The 15,176-nt window shown below is 32.7% G+C and carries 18 protein-coding genes; 11 read left to right on the plus strand and 7 right to left on the minus strand.

All coding sequences use genetic code 11. The features are described 5' to 3' along the window. The first annotated feature begins 8 nt into the window (after nucleotides 1-8). From ffh to AC1RPQ_RS02750, 7 genes are all read left to right on the plus strand, one after another. The gene (ffh, locus tag AC1RPQ_RS02720) at nucleotides 9-1,445 is read left to right on the plus strand and encodes a signal recognition particle protein (protein WP_481761267.1); all 1,437 of its coding nucleotides are present in this window, start codon (nucleotides 9-11) and stop codon (nucleotides 1,443-1,445) included. A gap of 139 nt (nucleotides 1,446-1,584) precedes the next feature. Then, nucleotides 1,585-1,860: a 30S ribosomal protein S16 gene (gene rpsP / locus AC1RPQ_RS02725; RefSeq protein WP_409022599.1), complete on the plus strand. Its 276-nt coding sequence runs from the start codon at nucleotides 1,585-1,587 to the stop codon at nucleotides 1,858-1,860. 10 nt (nucleotides 1,861-1,870) lie between these two features. Continuing rightward, complete coding sequence (locus AC1RPQ_RS02730; protein WP_409022598.1) at nucleotides 1,871-2,116, plus strand: KH domain-containing protein; 246 nt, start codon at nucleotides 1,871-1,873, stop codon at nucleotides 2,114-2,116. Nucleotides 2,117-2,187: 71 nt separating this feature from the next. Then, nucleotides 2,188-2,703 (plus strand): ribosome maturation factor RimM, encoded by a 516-nt coding sequence (gene rimM, locus AC1RPQ_RS02735; RefSeq protein ID WP_481761268.1) that lies wholly within the window; start codon nucleotides 2,188-2,190, stop codon nucleotides 2,701-2,703. A 2-nt stretch (nucleotides 2,704-2,705) separates the two neighbouring features. Then, entirely contained in the window at nucleotides 2,706-3,437 is a 732-nt protein-coding gene (trmD, locus tag AC1RPQ_RS02740; RefSeq protein ID WP_481761269.1) for a tRNA (guanosine(37)-N1)-methyltransferase TrmD, read from the plus strand. A 130-nt stretch (nucleotides 3,438-3,567) separates the two neighbouring features. Continuing rightward, a complete protein-coding gene (rplS, locus tag AC1RPQ_RS02745) occupies nucleotides 3,568-3,915 on the plus strand; it encodes a 50S ribosomal protein L19 (RefSeq protein ID WP_057973468.1) in 348 nt (115 codons plus the stop codon). A gap of 791 nt (nucleotides 3,916-4,706) precedes the next feature. Then, nucleotides 4,707-5,105: a hypothetical protein gene (locus tag AC1RPQ_RS02750; protein WP_481761270.1), complete on the plus strand. Its 399-nt coding sequence runs from the start codon at nucleotides 4,707-4,709 to the stop codon at nucleotides 5,103-5,105. A 119-nt stretch (nucleotides 5,106-5,224) separates the two neighbouring features. Here the strand turns inward: AC1RPQ_RS02750 and AC1RPQ_RS02755 are convergent, their stop codons facing one another. Beyond that, the gene (locus AC1RPQ_RS02755; protein ID WP_481761405.1) at nucleotides 5,225-5,287 is read right to left on the minus strand and encodes a hypothetical protein; all 63 of its coding nucleotides are present in this window, start codon (nucleotides 5,285-5,287) and stop codon (nucleotides 5,225-5,227) included. A gap of 238 nt (nucleotides 5,288-5,525) precedes the next feature. Next, nucleotides 5,526-5,996, minus strand: coding sequence for a transposase (locus tag AC1RPQ_RS02760; protein ID WP_481762175.1), 471 nt, complete (start codon nucleotides 5,994-5,996; stop codon nucleotides 5,526-5,528). Nucleotides 5,997-6,196: 200 nt separating this feature from the next. Here AC1RPQ_RS02760 and AC1RPQ_RS02765 point away from each other — a divergent pair, with 200 nt between their 5' ends. Together AC1RPQ_RS02765 and AC1RPQ_RS02770 are read left to right on the plus strand one after the other, a co-directional pair. Continuing rightward, on the plus strand, nucleotides 6,197-7,516 hold the full coding sequence (locus tag AC1RPQ_RS02765; protein WP_481761272.1) for a PTS transporter subunit EIIC: 1,320 nt from the start codon (nucleotides 6,197-6,199) through the stop codon (nucleotides 7,514-7,516). Continuing rightward, nucleotides 7,506-8,375 (plus strand): alpha/beta hydrolase, encoded by an 870-nt coding sequence (locus AC1RPQ_RS02770; protein ID WP_481761273.1) that lies wholly within the window; start codon nucleotides 7,506-7,508, stop codon nucleotides 8,373-8,375. Before AC1RPQ_RS02765 ends, AC1RPQ_RS02770 begins: the two co-directional genes overlap by 11 nt. A 367-nt stretch (nucleotides 8,376-8,742) precedes the next feature. Here AC1RPQ_RS02770 and AC1RPQ_RS02775 read toward each other — a convergent pair whose 3' ends face one another. Both AC1RPQ_RS02775 and AC1RPQ_RS02780 read right to left on the minus strand, forming a co-directional pair. Then, the gene (locus tag AC1RPQ_RS02775) at nucleotides 8,743-9,441 is read right to left on the minus strand and encodes a VIT1/CCC1 transporter family protein (protein WP_481761274.1); all 699 of its coding nucleotides are present in this window, start codon (nucleotides 9,439-9,441) and stop codon (nucleotides 8,743-8,745) included. An 18-nt stretch (nucleotides 9,442-9,459) separates the two neighbouring features. Then, a complete protein-coding gene (locus tag AC1RPQ_RS02780; protein WP_481761275.1) occupies nucleotides 9,460-10,140 on the minus strand; it encodes a VIT1/CCC1 transporter family protein in 681 nt (226 codons plus the stop codon). Between the two features lie 131 nt (nucleotides 10,141-10,271). Here AC1RPQ_RS02780 and AC1RPQ_RS02785 point away from each other — a divergent pair, with 131 nt between their 5' ends. Beyond that, the gene (locus tag AC1RPQ_RS02785; protein ID WP_481761276.1) at nucleotides 10,272-10,727 is read left to right on the plus strand and encodes a Fur family transcriptional regulator; all 456 of its coding nucleotides are present in this window, start codon (nucleotides 10,272-10,274) and stop codon (nucleotides 10,725-10,727) included. A gap of 189 nt (nucleotides 10,728-10,916) precedes the next feature. Here AC1RPQ_RS02785 and AC1RPQ_RS02790 read toward each other — a convergent pair whose 3' ends face one another. Further along, nucleotides 10,917-12,131, minus strand: coding sequence for a multidrug effflux MFS transporter (locus AC1RPQ_RS02790; RefSeq protein WP_481761277.1), 1,215 nt, complete (start codon nucleotides 12,129-12,131; stop codon nucleotides 10,917-10,919). 49 nt (nucleotides 12,132-12,180) lie between these two features. Then, entirely contained in the window at nucleotides 12,181-13,167 is a 987-nt protein-coding gene (locus AC1RPQ_RS02795; protein WP_481761278.1) for an MBL fold metallo-hydrolase, read from the minus strand. A gap of 117 nt (nucleotides 13,168-13,284) precedes the next feature. Between AC1RPQ_RS02795 and AC1RPQ_RS02800 the strand changes: the two genes are divergently transcribed. Beyond that, entirely contained in the window at nucleotides 13,285-13,641 is a 357-nt protein-coding gene (locus AC1RPQ_RS02800; RefSeq protein WP_481761279.1) for an iron-sulfur cluster biosynthesis family protein, read from the plus strand. Between the two features lie 44 nt (nucleotides 13,642-13,685). On the opposite strand, the gene yjeM is transcribed toward AC1RPQ_RS02800, so the two are convergent. Next, the gene (gene yjeM, locus AC1RPQ_RS02805) at nucleotides 13,686-15,158 is read right to left on the minus strand and encodes a glutamate/gamma-aminobutyrate family transporter YjeM (protein ID WP_481761280.1); all 1,473 of its coding nucleotides are present in this window, start codon (nucleotides 15,156-15,158) and stop codon (nucleotides 13,686-13,688) included. Nucleotides 15,159-15,176 lie beyond the last annotated feature (18 nt).

The following is a 15,176-nucleotide window of genomic DNA, read 5'->3' on the forward strand; positions in this document are numbered from 1 at the left end:
AGTTAAAAATGGCATTTGAAGGATTAACAGAAAGATTACAAAATGCGATGACGAAACTCCGTCGCAAAGGTAAAATATCTGAAACTGATTTAAAAGAGGTTATGCGTGAAATTCGCTTAGCCTTACTTGAAGCCGATGTTAACTTTACAGTGGTTAAAGAGTTCGTTAAGGTTGTTCGTGAACGTGCAATTGGTGCGGAAGTACTTGAGAGTTTAACGTCATCACAACAAATCGTCAAAATTGTAAATGAAGAATTAACTAAAGTCATGGGTGAAACAGCTGTTCCATTGAACAAGTCATCTAAAATACCAACAATTATTATGATGGTTGGTTTACAAGGGGCTGGTAAAACAACCACAGCTGGTAAACTTGCTTTAACATTAAAAAAAGAAGAAAATGCGAGACCTTTAATGATAGCAGCCGATATTTATCGTCCAGCTGCTATCGACCAATTACAAGTTTTAGGTCGAGATTTGGAAATACCTGTTTTTGAATTGGGTACAAAAGTAAACCCTGTTGAAATTGTTCGACAAGGTTTAGCACAAGCTGCAGAAAATAAAAATGATTACATTATTATTGATACAGCTGGTCGTTTACAAATTGATGAAACGCTAATGGACGAATTAGCTCAAATTAAGGCCTTAGCGAACCCAAATGAAATTCTTTTGACTGTTGATTCAATGACTGGACAAAGTGCGGTAGATGTTGCTAAAGGCTTTAATGAACAATTAGATGTTACTGGTGTCGTCTTAACTAAATTAGATGGTGACACTCGTGGTGGTGCTGCGTTATCAATTCGTTCAGTGACGGGTAAACCAATTAAATTTATCGGACAAGGTGAAAAATTAACTGATTTGGACGTATTCTATCCAGATCGTATGGCATCAAGAATTTTAGGCATGGGTGATATGCTCACGCTGATTGAAAAAGCACAACAAGATTTTGATGAAAATGAATCAGCTAAAATGGCTGAAAAATTTCAAGAAAATACATTTGATTTTAATGATTTTTTAAGTCAAATGGATCAATTACAAAAAATGGGTCCTATGGAAGATATTATGAAGATGATTCCAGGGATGGCTAATAATCCAGCTATGAAGAATGTTAAAATGGATCCCAAGGATATTGACCATATGCGTGCGACAGTATACTCAATGACACCTAAAGAACGCGAAAATCCAGACATCTTGAACCCCAGTCGTCGACGACGTATTGCTGCTGGTGCAGGTCGTCCAATTGTTGAAGTTAACCGAATGATTAAGCAATTTGGCGAAATGAAGAAAATGATGAAGAAAATGAATAGCGGTAATTTTGAAGGTATGGAAGGGATGCTTGGCAAGGGCGTAACAGGTCGCTTAGCTAAGATGTCTATGAATTCTATGGTTCGTAAGAACAAGAAAAACAAGAAAAAACGTATGAAGAAAAATAAAAACTCTAGAAAATAATCATTAAATAACCAATACTGGTATGGCTTAAGGGACATTTTGATAATTTATTTTAACTGTCAAGAAAAAAACCTTTACAAGCTGATAAATAACTGGTATATTAATTATTGTTGAAGTAGATATCAGGAGGTGTATATTAATGTCAGTAAAAATTCGTTTAAAACGTATGGGTTCTAAAAAGAGACCGTTCTACCGTGTCGTTGTAGCTGATTCACGTTCACCACGTGATGGCCGTTTCATCGAAAACGTTGGTACTTACAACCCATTAACAGAACCACAAACAGTAACACTTGAAGAAGAAAGTATTTTAAACTGGTTGAACAATGGTGCACAACCATCAGATACTGTACGTAACATTCTTTCAAATGCAGGCATCATGAAGAAATTCCATGAAGCTAAATTCTCTAAAAAATAAGGACGATTAAATGACTGAAGCAGAAGTGACAAGTTTAATTTTAACAATTGTCAAACCGCTTGTTGAAAATCCTGATGATGTCCAAATAGGACAGAAACAAGATGATCATTATGTCTATTTTGAATTATCTGTGAATTCAGATGATATTGGCCGTATTATTGGGAAGCACGGACAAGTTGCGCAAGCTATTAGAACAATAATCTATGGTGTGCGTTTAACAAGTTCGAAACGAGTGCGTCTAAACATATTAGATTAAAATAGTAACTCTTGAATGAAGCAGCAATGTTTTGTTTGGGAGTTTTTATTTTACAATAAAAAGGAGTAAATATGGATTATTATCAAGTAGGAACAATCGTCAATACTCATGGAATCAAAGGAGAAGTTAGAGTTATGGCTACAACTGACTTCGTTTCTGAGCGTTTTAAAAAGGGAACCGTCTTGTATCTGTTTGATAAGAGCGGAAAACAAGTTATTTCGTTAACGGTTATGACCTATAGACATCATAAAAATTTTGAACTCGTGACGTTTGAAGGATTACAAGATATTAACCTGGTTGAGAAGTATAAAGGATTAGATCTTAAAGTCGCTGATAAAGGTCTTCGGGAATTAGAAGAAGGTAATTACTATTACCATCAAATTATCGGCTTAGATGTCCAAAATGAAAATGAAGAAAAAATTGGCTCTATTTATGAAATTTTAAGCCCAGGAGCTAATGACGTTTGGGTTGTTAAGCGTCAGGGACAGGGTGATTTATTGTTACCAGTTATTAAAGATGTTATAAAAACTGTCGATATTGATAACAATATTGTAACGGTTGAACTTTTAGAAGGATTGGACGACTAAATATGAAAATTGATGTTTTGAGTTTATTTCCAGAAATGTTTGATGGTCCCATGAAACAATCAATTGTTGGTAAGGCAATTGATAAGGACGTTCTTGATTTAAAAATTACTAATTTTAGAGATTTTACAACTGATAAACAAAATCATGTGGACGATTACCCATATGGTGGTGGTGCAGGTATGTTATTACAAGCACAGCCAGTTTTTGACACTTTAGAAGCTGTTCAAAAGGAATCTGACACAAAAGGTAAAGTTATCCTTTTAGATCCAGCAGGACGTAAATTTGACCAAAATGTGGCTGAAGAATTTGCGAAAGAAGAACATCTAACATTTATTTGTGGTCACTATGAAGGCTATGATGAACGTATCCGCGAACTTGTAACTGATGAGGTTTCACTTGGTGATTACATTTTAACGGGTGGGGAACTAGGAGCCATGGTCATGATTGATGCGACTGTTCGATTGTTACCTGAAGTTTTAGGCAATAAAGAATCTGCTCCCGGAGATTCATTTTCAAACGGCTTGTTAGAATATCCGCAATATACACGGCCAGCTGATTTTAGAGGGATGAAAGTTCCTGAAGTTCTAACAAATGGGAATCATAAATTAATCGATGAATGGCGTCAAAAAGAATCATTGAGACGAACATTTGAGAGAAGACCAGATTTGTTGAAAGATATTCAATTATCTAAACAACAAGTTGAATGGTTAGCTGACATAAAATCTGGAAAGTAAAGGAAATAACCTTTACGCCTATAAAGTAATATGATACAATTTTAAAAGTGGTTAAAAGCCACATAAAATTACGATATTCCGCTGGCATAGTGAATGTGAATGAATTTCTGTTGAAAAGGAGATCCAAATTATGAGTCCAATGATCGCAAAACTTACAGAAGCACAATTACGTACAGATATTCCTGAGTTCCGCCCAGGTGATACTGTTCGAGTTCACGCCCGTGTTGTTGAAGGCACACGTGAACGTATCCAACTTTTCGAAGGTGTCGTTTTAAAACGCCGTGGTAAAGGTATTAGTTCAAGTTACACTGTTCGTAAAATTAGTAACGGTGTCGGTGTTGAACGTACTTTCCCATTGCATTCACCTCGTGTTGCTAAAATTGAAGTTATCCGTCATGGTCGTGTTCGTCGTGCTAAATTGTACTACTTACGTGCCCTTAATGGTAAAGCTGCTCGTATTAAAGAAGCTCGCCGTTAGATTGACGTTGAAAAGCCTTGGTAATCAAGGCTTTTTTATTTGTCTAAAAATTTGGTAGACCTATATAATTGAACCTTGCTTCAAAAAGTCGCATTAAAGTCGCTAAAAGGGGCAGAAAAGGGGCAGAAATTATAAGTTTTCGATTTCTAATTAAAGTTTATAATTAATATTTTCAATAACATATAGATATATTTTTATCAATTTTTTAATTCTTTTTGTGCATTACGGAAAAAAGTATTAATTTAAGAGGCTGGCTTTTTTAAGTTTTTAAAGTATTAACTTAGATTAATATTATAGTTAAATTATTTGAAGTAACATTAAAATTATGATAGCGTTAGATTGTTGTTAATGAAAAAGTATTAAAGTAATAGCTATTTTAATGAAGTTTTGTTCAGTATTATTAGTACCTAATCATATTTATGCTCAGGATACATTTATGAGCCGTGATATAACTAAAGCATATAATATAGGAGTCAAAGAGGGTAAAATTAAGCAATAGGATATGAACTATCAAGAGTTTTATGATTTGTGTAGTTCATCTATTTGGCCTGTATATGAAAATCAAGTTAAGCCGGGTGCTAAAACTACTCTTACTGAAATGATTGCATAAGATGACAAAGCAAAGCATGCGAGCAAGAAAGATTTTTTTCAGCAATATACAAAAAGGGTGCTCATGTTGAGGCATATAGAAAAAAGAAACATTATGGATTGCTTGGCAATTTTAGTAGTCCGTTCAAGCCAAATGATATTCATAAAATAACATCATAATAATCTGAGAGAGGGGTTTTAAAATGAAAGTAATTAAAGAAGCAAGCGGATGGATACTTCGGGGACTACTTCTTTTTAGTGGATTATGTTATGGTGGTCTCATTTATCCAAGTATAGTAATACATGGAAAATTAGCGCCATTTTCATATTATTTTGGAGGCACATTATGGGACGATTTGGCAGTGGTCATGGGATTATTAACATTTTTATTGTTAATAATCCTAGCTATAATGCCTAATAGATATTTAAAACGTTTTTGGAAATATTTTTTTATTATTACAGTGAGTATATTAGTACTTTCACTCCCAGGTGGTGCATTTTTGTTATTAACTATAATTCCTTTGTGGGAACTGATTATTATATTGGTAATAGAATGGGGAATTACATTAGGGCTTTTGTTTATAATCAAAAGCGTAGATTAAATTGGGTCTGCGTCAAATAGTGATGGTGAGACAATAAACGTCTAATCTAATTAAGGGAAATCCAAAAGGATTTCCTTTTTTTAGTTATGAATTAATAAAATTCTTTCAAAAAGATGATGTCAGTTTCCGAAACCGTAACTGCTACGTTTAAGTGTTTTAATTTTTCGATTAAGTCCTTCTATAGGACCGTTTTAATAAGTTGAAGATAAAAATATTTTCAATATAATGTGGATTCTTTATGAAAGTGGTTATTACAGTATCCATTTCACTGTTATTTGGTTGATAGTTTTCTAATAACTGAGTTTTTAAAGATTTATATTCTCTATTTTTATGATCAATTATCTGATTTAAAGTATCTATACGAACACAATCTAAGGCTTTACCAGCCAGTTAAACTAAATGAAAACGATCAATAATTATTTAAGCATTTGGGAATAGTTGATGAATGATACTTTGATATTGAGCATTCAGGTCTACAACAACAGAGGTTACAAATTGTCTTTCTTTTAGAATATATGCATTAAAAAAATGTTCCTTAATAACACTGTTAAAACGATTAGGCAGTATCGCTACAAAATTATGTGTTTCAGCATCAATCGCACTTTGACATGAAGCCCAAATAAAGCGTTGGTTCCGTAATCGCAAATGAAATTCATAGCCATTTACGCTAGAAATTCTAGCATTAACTAAACGTGTTCCATTTTTGATCATAGTTAAATAGCCACAATCTGGGTCTCTTGGAGGTATGTATGTTAATGGTGCATCTATGATATTAACTTTTCTTTTACGTGATACTATTCTAACAAAATCATCGGAAACGTTAATTTTCTTAATATTTTCGTCTTCTGTTCCTAATAGTAATAGTGCGGAATTAATTGTGATCATCAGCATCCCTCGCTTTTGATTATGTTTTGCAACTTAATCATAGCAGGGGCCGGTGGCCTCTTTTTTTGTTTTCAGAATAAAAAACTGGTGTTGATGAATTTTATTTTACCAACACCAGAAAGTGTACACCCTCAAAGTTTATAATTAACATTTTGTTGTTGGGTTACTATTGGTTTATAATAAAAAATAGATAAGGGGGTTATTCAATGAATAAACTATGGGTGACGTTTTCGCAAAAATTGTTAAGAGTTGATTTACGTTTTAAAAAAACTTTTGTTTATCAAGCAATTGAAAAAACATTTGCAATTATCTTACCGTTTATTATTATTGGAAGTTTTAGTATGGCGCTTAGTTCTAGCGTTTTATCAGAACAAGGGTTCTTTAATCAAGTATATAATATTTCATCATGGTTACCTTATGAAAAAATCATAACAAATATATTCGAAATTATTAATACAGTTACAATGAGTTTTATCGCAGTAATGACAGCTTTTTTGAGCGCAAAATACATGACTCGGTCCTTTAAAAAAGATGAACAAATTGCAGGATTCACTGGGGCAGTCGGGATGCTTATTTTGAATTATAATTTATCAAGTTTAAACCCTGATAGTGATCAGGGGACATTCTTGATTCAAGAGTTAGGTGTTAAAGGGATTTTTATCTCACTGATTTTGGGGGTCTTTGTAGGATATATCTTTAAATGGTTTTCACCTAAAAATAAGCAAGAAAAAGTAGATCAATATACATTTATTTCTCGTGGTTTAGAGAGTCTGTTGCCGATAGTGATAATATTGGGGATTTTAATTGGACTAGTCATGTTAGTTTCATTGGTTAATCAAATCGGTGTGAATGGTCTCTTATATTCTATGTTTAGATTAACAGAAGTTAAATCAAGGCATTTAATTATAACTATTTTATTTTTATCCTTTTTCAATACTGTTTTATCTGGTATAGGAATTTCTGGTTCTTTAGGAATTGCACAAGGCGGCTTAGATGATACTTCGGTTGTCAGTAACTTAAGTTATGCGTTAAAGCATGGCACGTCTTTTGGTGTACCTTTTCCTATCTCTATACATACAATTTATGACAGTTTTGGTAGCTTTGGTGGAACAGGAATGACCTTATCTTTAATTATAGCAATATTGATAATGTCTAAAAATAAAAATAGTCGTAAAATAGCAAAAATATCAATTATTCCAAGCTTTGTGAATATTAATTTTCCATTGATGTTTGGGTTACCAATTATTTTAAATCCTATTTTAATGGTTCCGTTTATCTTATCACCCATCGTTTCAATGTTGATTGGGTACTTCTGTATTTACTTTAAGTGGATACCTCCAGCAGTTTACAGCTTACCTGAAACGACTCCAGCACCATTAATGGCATTTTTAGGAACTGATGGGTATTGGAGTACATTAGTTGTATCAGGAATTGTGCTTATTATTACAGTTTTAATTTATATGCCGTTTGTAAAATTAAATAATAAGGCAATGAATATTGATGGAGGTAAGCTAAATGAAAAATAAACGGAAAATAGTTAAATACGTGTTTATTTGGATAGCTATCTTAGCTTGTTTTTTAGCTGTTATCGTACCGGCAAATACATGGAACACTAAAAAGGTCAAAACAAGCCGAATTATTCATAATTCAAAGTTAAATCCAGTTATTTTAATACCAGGAAGCAGTGCAAATCAAGATCGATTTGATGAATTGATTGATGTTTTAAATACTTCAACAAATCGAACGCATAGTTTGTTAAAGATAACGGTTCAGAAAACTGGAAAACTTAAAATTACTGGTAAAATAGCTAAACGAGATATGCAACCTTTCATAGTTGTTGGTTTTGAAGATAATTCGAATGGCTATAATAGTATAAAAAAACAAGCTAAATGGTTTGATATAGCGTTTACGTATCTTGCTGATAAATATAAATTTAATCAATTTAATGGTATCGGGCACTCTAACGGAGGTCTTATTTATACGACATTTTTAGAAGAATATTTTGATGATAAAGCGGCCTCAATTAATACGTTAATGACGATAGGTTCACCATATAATGGTGAAGAAACTAATCAGAGTACAAGAACACAGATGTTAGCGGATTTTGTAAAGAATCGAAAAAAAATTCCAACTAACTTAGTGTTGTACTCGATTGCTGGAACAGATAATTACAATAATGATGGAATTGTTCCATATCAAAGTGTTAATGCCGGAAAATATATTTATCAAAATCAAGCGAAATCCTATACAGAAATAACTGTCACAGGAAATGAATCGGAACATTCTGATTTACCACAAAATAAGCAAATTGTTGCTTTAATTGAACAGTATATTATTGCTTCCCAAAATTCTAAAAATAGTGGACCAGATGATAAGAAAATTTAGAGTAGTGCTTGATTATTATTGTGATGAACTATGTATAGTTGCACATTGTAAAAATAGTCTTAATGATCTTAAATATGTACAGTATATCAATTAAACAGACAATGTCGATGGCGAGTGTTGTATTTAATTATTGAAAGTAGTATAAAATATAGGCCTTTGTTAACTATTGCTGATCAATGATATTAAAAAAGTTCTAATCGCTAAGTGATTAGAACTTTTTTGTATGAATTTTAAGAGTATAAAGTGGTTTAGTTCAAAATTTATAAACATTTTGAAAGCTAATGCGCTATATAAAATGTATCTATGACAACAAATAAGTTGGGAAAAAATATTTAACTAGTTTGGGCGGGGTTTCATAATGATATGTCTAAAAAAACTGGCCAATTCCATAATGAATTAACATGGTTATTAAACCAATGATAATATTTCGTATAATGGCAACTTTAATTTTACCATCACCTAATTTGGAGCTAATAAAGGCAGTTAAAGCTACAGCTACTGAAACCGCAATAATTGTACCTATCATTTTCCAATTGTTTGGTAATATAATAATGGCAAGTAGTGGGAAAATACCACCTAAAGCTGCAGAGATTAGTGAGGAAAAAGCGGCATCCCAAGGGTTCATATAGTGTCCTAATTCGAGACCGTATTTAACATTAATAATCGTTTCTAGTGGCTTTTTTTGCATTAATTCTGTAGCAATTTCAAAAGAGGTTTCTTCAGAAACGCCCTTAGCCGTATAAAAATTTTGAACATCATGAATTTGATCAGTACGACTCGTAATCATACGCTGTTTTTCGACGGCAACAGCTGCTTTTTCGGTGTCACTTTGTGAACTGACAGAGGCATATTCGCCAGCTGCCATAGAAAATGCGCAAGCTATTAGATCAGTTAACCCAGCGATGAAAATAATGAAATTATCTGTTGTAGCTGCTGCAACACTGAACAGGACACCTACAACAGTTAAAATACCATCATTAGATCCTAGTATACCTGCACGAAGTGAATTAAGTTTTTCATCCATTGTTTTGTATTTTTTTTGTTTAATTTTGGTTTCAGATGTCATGAAATTAAGTGTCCTTTCCTAATGAGCAAATAAAGTACCAATAAAGTAAGTGACTAGCATTGTTAAAATACCAGAAATAATATTACGAATAACTGATTTTGTCCGATTTGAGTTACCCAAAGTTGCAGCACTAAATCCTGTGATAGCTAGTGCAATAATGACAGAAATAGATGTGGCAATGACCTTAAATTCAGCAGGGAATAAAGTAATTGCAAGTAGGGGCAGCAATGATCCAATCGGAAAAGAAATCATTGATGCAATCGCAGCCGCATAAGGATCCGTATAGACGTTAGGATCAAAGCCATATTTTTCACGTACAATAGTATCTAATGGGTTAGCCGACATCATTTCATCTGTAGCTTTTAATGCTAAGGATGAAGAAATACCTGTTTTAAAATATTTTTGATAAACATAATTATATTCCTTATCATAATTATGTTTTAGATTGTACTTGGAATTGGCAGTAGCAACTTCTTGCGAATCTTTTTGGGTACTTACAGAAACATATTCTCCCATAGCCATTGAGACAGTACCGGCAAGCATACCAGCAATACCTGAAATGAAAATAGAAAAATTATTGTTCGTAGCGCCAGCGACACCAATGACAATCCCAGCAACGGAAAGAATACCATCATTAGCTCCCATAACACTAGCTCTTAAAACATTTATTTTCTGAGATAAAGATAATTTTTTAGACATAACTCTCTCTCCTTTGTTATAATGATTCTAAATATATAATCATTATAAATCAATTCAATAGATAAAGTCCACATATTTTATGAAATATGAGATAATGAACAGAGTGAATTAAGAAAATGGGGGTCGTTAAATTGATCGATAAAAATCTTGACCAGGCTTTAGAAATTTTAAAAGAACGTGGCGTACGTATAACACCACAGCGTAAAATAATTCTTGAATATTTAGTAACGCAACATAACTACCCATCTGTTGAACAAATTTTTAACGGAATTAAAGATGGAAGCGTAGGGTTAGGCATAGCTACCGTTTATAATACGTTACAAATATTAGTTGCTCAAAAATTAGTGATAGAATTGTCTAATGGCGATGATGGTAAAATGCGCTACGATTATTTTGGTATTCCACATTATCATGCTATCTGTCTTAACTGTGGCAAAATAACAGATATATTTACAGAATTAACTTTTCATGAGGCAGAGCAAGAGGCGGAAAATAAAAGTGGTTATATAATTGAAAGTACACATGTCGAGACGTTTGGATATTGTCCAGAATGTCAAATAAAACTGGGTTTAACAGAAAATAAATAATATATATCAGTAGATAAAATAAGCTTTAAAAATATGGTTGGTAGTACCAATTTGTAGATAGTACCCATTTTACATAAAGGTTACAGCTGTACAAAATCAGATGTCACACCTTTAGTATAAATAATTAAAGAGTTATATTATTAAGTTTTTGCGTTATACAAACTAATATTTCCACAAAAAAAGCAGAACTTATAGTTCTGCTTTTTTTGTGGAAATATTTAAGTAAATGACCAAGGCACAAATTTCACACAGTAAGATTAAAATTGTCATTGGAACATAAGAATGATCCCCCATAATCCCAACGAATGGAGAAAGAATACTTCCAACTAGATTCATACCAACACCAAGTATGGCAGAAGCACTTCCTGCGTGTTGCCCTTGTTTCTGCATAGCTAATGAGAAGGCCGTTGTATTTACGATACCAACCATTGAAACAATTAAAAATAAACTGATGAGCACTAGTAATAACGAGTTACTAATAAATAATGAGGTCGTTAATAGTAGACTACCAAGTAAGGCAAGGTAAACACCTAATTTTAGACCAGTCTGTTCAGAAAAAGTATCTGAAATTCGTGAACTTAATTGAGACATTATAACGATACCTAAACCATTAATTGCATAGACTAAACTGAACATATTAGAGGATAGACCAAAAAGATTTTGTAAAACAAATGATGATCCAGAAATATAACAGAACATTGCACCTGAGATAAAGCCTTGAATTAGAGCATAACTCAAGAAAAATTTATCAAAAATTAAACTTTTAAGAATTTTTTTCGTTGAATCACCAGTATTTGATTGCGACTTCTCTGGCACAATCTGGTTAGTTTCTGGTAACGTCACTAATACAAGAAGAAATAAAAGAAAACCAATTACAGTTAAGATAACAAAGATACCGCGCCAAGATGTGAATTTTAGAATAAAACTGCCAAGTATGGGCGAAATAATCGGGAAAATTCCATTAACAGCCATTAAGAGCGAGAAAAAACTGGTTAATTTTTTTCCGGTGTATAGGTCTCTAGCAATTGCTCGAGAGATTACAAGACCAGCAGATCCCGCTAAACCTTGCAATAACCGGATAATAACCAAAATTGTTATATTCTGACTTGTTGCTGCGATGATAGAGGTAACAGCGAACAAGATGAGTCCCAAAAGTAATGGCTTTCTACGGCCAATTTTATCACTGTAGGGTCCAACTATTAATTGGCCAAGCGCCAATCCAAGTAAACAAGTCGTAATCGTCAACTGGGTAAGCGATGCAGTTGTATGTAAGTGTTGTTGAATAACTGGTAATGCTGGTAAATACATGTCCAATGATAATGGACCAAAAGCACTTAATGTTCCTAATAAGAAGGTTAAAAATAATTCATGTTTTTTAGGATTTTTAAAATAAGAAAAAACCAACAAATTCACGTCCTTTTAAATGATTAATAAATATACCATAGAATAAATATTAATAAGTTACAATAGTATTGTTAAAATTTTGGTCTATCAATATAAGTTGCTTAGGTTTATGCGTTAATCGATTTAACAATTCAGGTACTTCTAATGAAGATAAATGTGAATTGATTGGGAGACTATCTTTATTATTTTCCAATAAATCGGTCAGTGAATAGCTATTTTGGGTAGACAAATTAAAATCGCCTAACTTATTTTCTATATTTACCAAGATATATTTCTCAGGATGCCTTTTAATTCCTACAGAAGTAGCATCATTTAATGAAATCACTTCTGAATCAGGATAAAAATACGTCAATAATTGGGAGGTTGGCTTATCTAGTACGATTATTTTTTCTAACTTGTTAGCTACTGTCGCTAACTTATGAATTAAATAAAGATTTTCGTTGGCAACGTTAATAGCAGTTAATTCTTCGACTTTTAAAAGTTTAATGAGATGATCTAGAATCGTAATTTCAGTGTAGTAATTAGTATCTGTTGTGTCGACAGTATTTAAAATTAGAACATCTAAAGGTAGTCGGTTTAAGTCGTGAATCCATTTCTTCGTTCTCTTTTTATGAGGTCCAGCTAAGCGAGTATCACCAGCTAAGAAGGAGTACTTCTGCTTTTCATCTTCTACTAAAAAAGCTAATGAACCCGTGTGTACTGAATCTGATAAAAAACCAATCACTGTAAAATCTCCAATAGTTAGTGCGGTGTTAATCGGAATAATTTTGTAATTTAAGTGTGTTTCACTAATTTTACCTAGTAAGACAAATTGTTGTTTTAATTCAAATGCCTCTTTGGATAAATAGATAGGTAATTTTTGCATCATAGAAGATTCAAGAATTTTTTCATGGATATCTATTGAGAAGTATGAAAGAAAAAGAGCGTCTGCTTGTTCATTTAGTTGTGAATTAACGTTAAATTGAAAGATTGAATGTGAACTTTTAAATTGTGAACTACTATCAAATAAGTTGTTTACTATACTAATTTTGGTCATTATATTCCTCTCTTTCTAATTAGAACTATCATACCATGATGAACCTGAGTCGTCATGCTTGTCTAAAATAATCAGTGGTGTACAATGTAATTATTAAATAAGAAAGCTGGTAATTTCATGTATTTAAAAATAAGTGAAGACGCAAAAAGCAAGATTATGAAACTTATGGGTAATGATTCAGAAATCTTGCTTGATTTTGACGATGGTGTTGGTGCTTTATCAAATGAAGGAACATGTACGTTAGATTCAAGCTTTAGAATGTTAGTAATTGATGACCAGAACGATAGCAAGGCATATGATGGAACAATTGATTCAGATTTAGGTCCCATTAGAGTAAAAGGGTACAGCAAAACTTATATGGATGAGAACATGCAACTTGTCGTTAATGAACGATTCAACAGTTTAGCATTACATGGAGATAATTCAGGACTATTAACAGGTAATGTTAGCTTAGAAAGTCTTGTTAAAAACTAATAAAAAATCGTAAACAATAAAAATTGTTTACGATTTTTTTTAGTTTATTTTTTAATTTTTCTCTCATAACGTGTGTAGTAAAGGAAAGCAACTAGTCCAGAAAGGACAGGACCAGATATCATCCAGAGAGCATTACTTAATGTATCGCTGATAACAGTGAAAATAATTCCAAAGGCTAAAACTAACCAGACGACAATAGTAATAATATTTGTAAGTGTTCTATTCTTATAAACTTCAAAAGGTCGATTTAAGTCTTGACGTTTTTTAAAGAATGGAAATGCACCAATTAAAAATAGATAAGGTACAGAAGTTGAGATATTTCCCATTAACGTTAATTTTGAATAGAATAATGTTGAATTTGAACCTCCAAATGAAACAGCCATGATAATGACAATAACGACGGCAGCTTGAATCCACATTGCAAATTCAGGCATACTATGCTTATTTAATTTCGTCATTTTTGCTGGCCAGATATCCTTAGGTGTTCCAAGAATAAATGATTTGAGTGGTGAGTAAATCAAGACGAAGAATGCACCTGTATAAGCCATGAACATACTTAAACCAGTAATTCTAGCAAGTGTATGACCAAAAATTGTCGAAGCACTTGCGCTCATACCAAAGCTTTGACCTGCAAAATTACCTAAGTTTTCCATCAATATGTAAGAGATGTTACCTAAGTTGGCATTTTGACCACCAAGTTTACTCCAGTTTGTACTAACACCCCAGAAGAAGATTGAGATTGAGTAAGCAAAAAGAATTAATAAAGTGGAAATGATTAAACCCTTTGGAAAATTTTTCTTAGGATTTCTAATACTATCTGTAACACCACTAACTGATTCCATACCACCGTATGCAAAGATGGCAAAAACAATAAATGAAATTAGGGCGATAGGTGATTGATAGCTAGGATTTCTAGAAGTTATAATACTTGTCATACCATGCCATGGTTCTTGGAGTGCACCATGATTAACAATTAAAATAACAATACTTAATAGTAAAAAGATAGCATTTAAACCTAAAATAGCAATACCACCAACTGAAGAAATCTTGGCAATACTACTGATACCTCGACTAGCGACAAAGGTAACTAGCACAATCCAAAGAATTGCAAGAATACCGATAGTTTGTGTTGAAGATAGGCCAAAGATAGCCCAAGATTGTGTTTGATCACTTCCAGAAAAAATTGTTGAAAGTGGAATCCAAACTTTAGATGCAATTGATACCATCCAGACAATCCATGCAAAAAGCCAAATAAATGTTCCTGTGAAAGCAAGTTTGGGGCCAATTGATTCAGCTAACCAAGAATAAATGCCACCTTTTGATTCATTTAAAGCTGAACCATATTCTGCAAACATCAAAGCAGTTGGTAAGAAAAAGAAGAATGCTGCTAAAACGTACCAGATAATACTAGCGTAACCCATTTGAATAAAGGCGACGGGAGTATTTGCAAATCCAAAAATAGTTGTAAAAATCATTAAAATGAAACTTGTTAGGGAAATTTTCTTTTGTTTGTCCATAAGACTTTTGTAATTCCT

The organism is Dellaglioa sp. CoH-57-MRSF-21 (assembly GCF_056781915.1).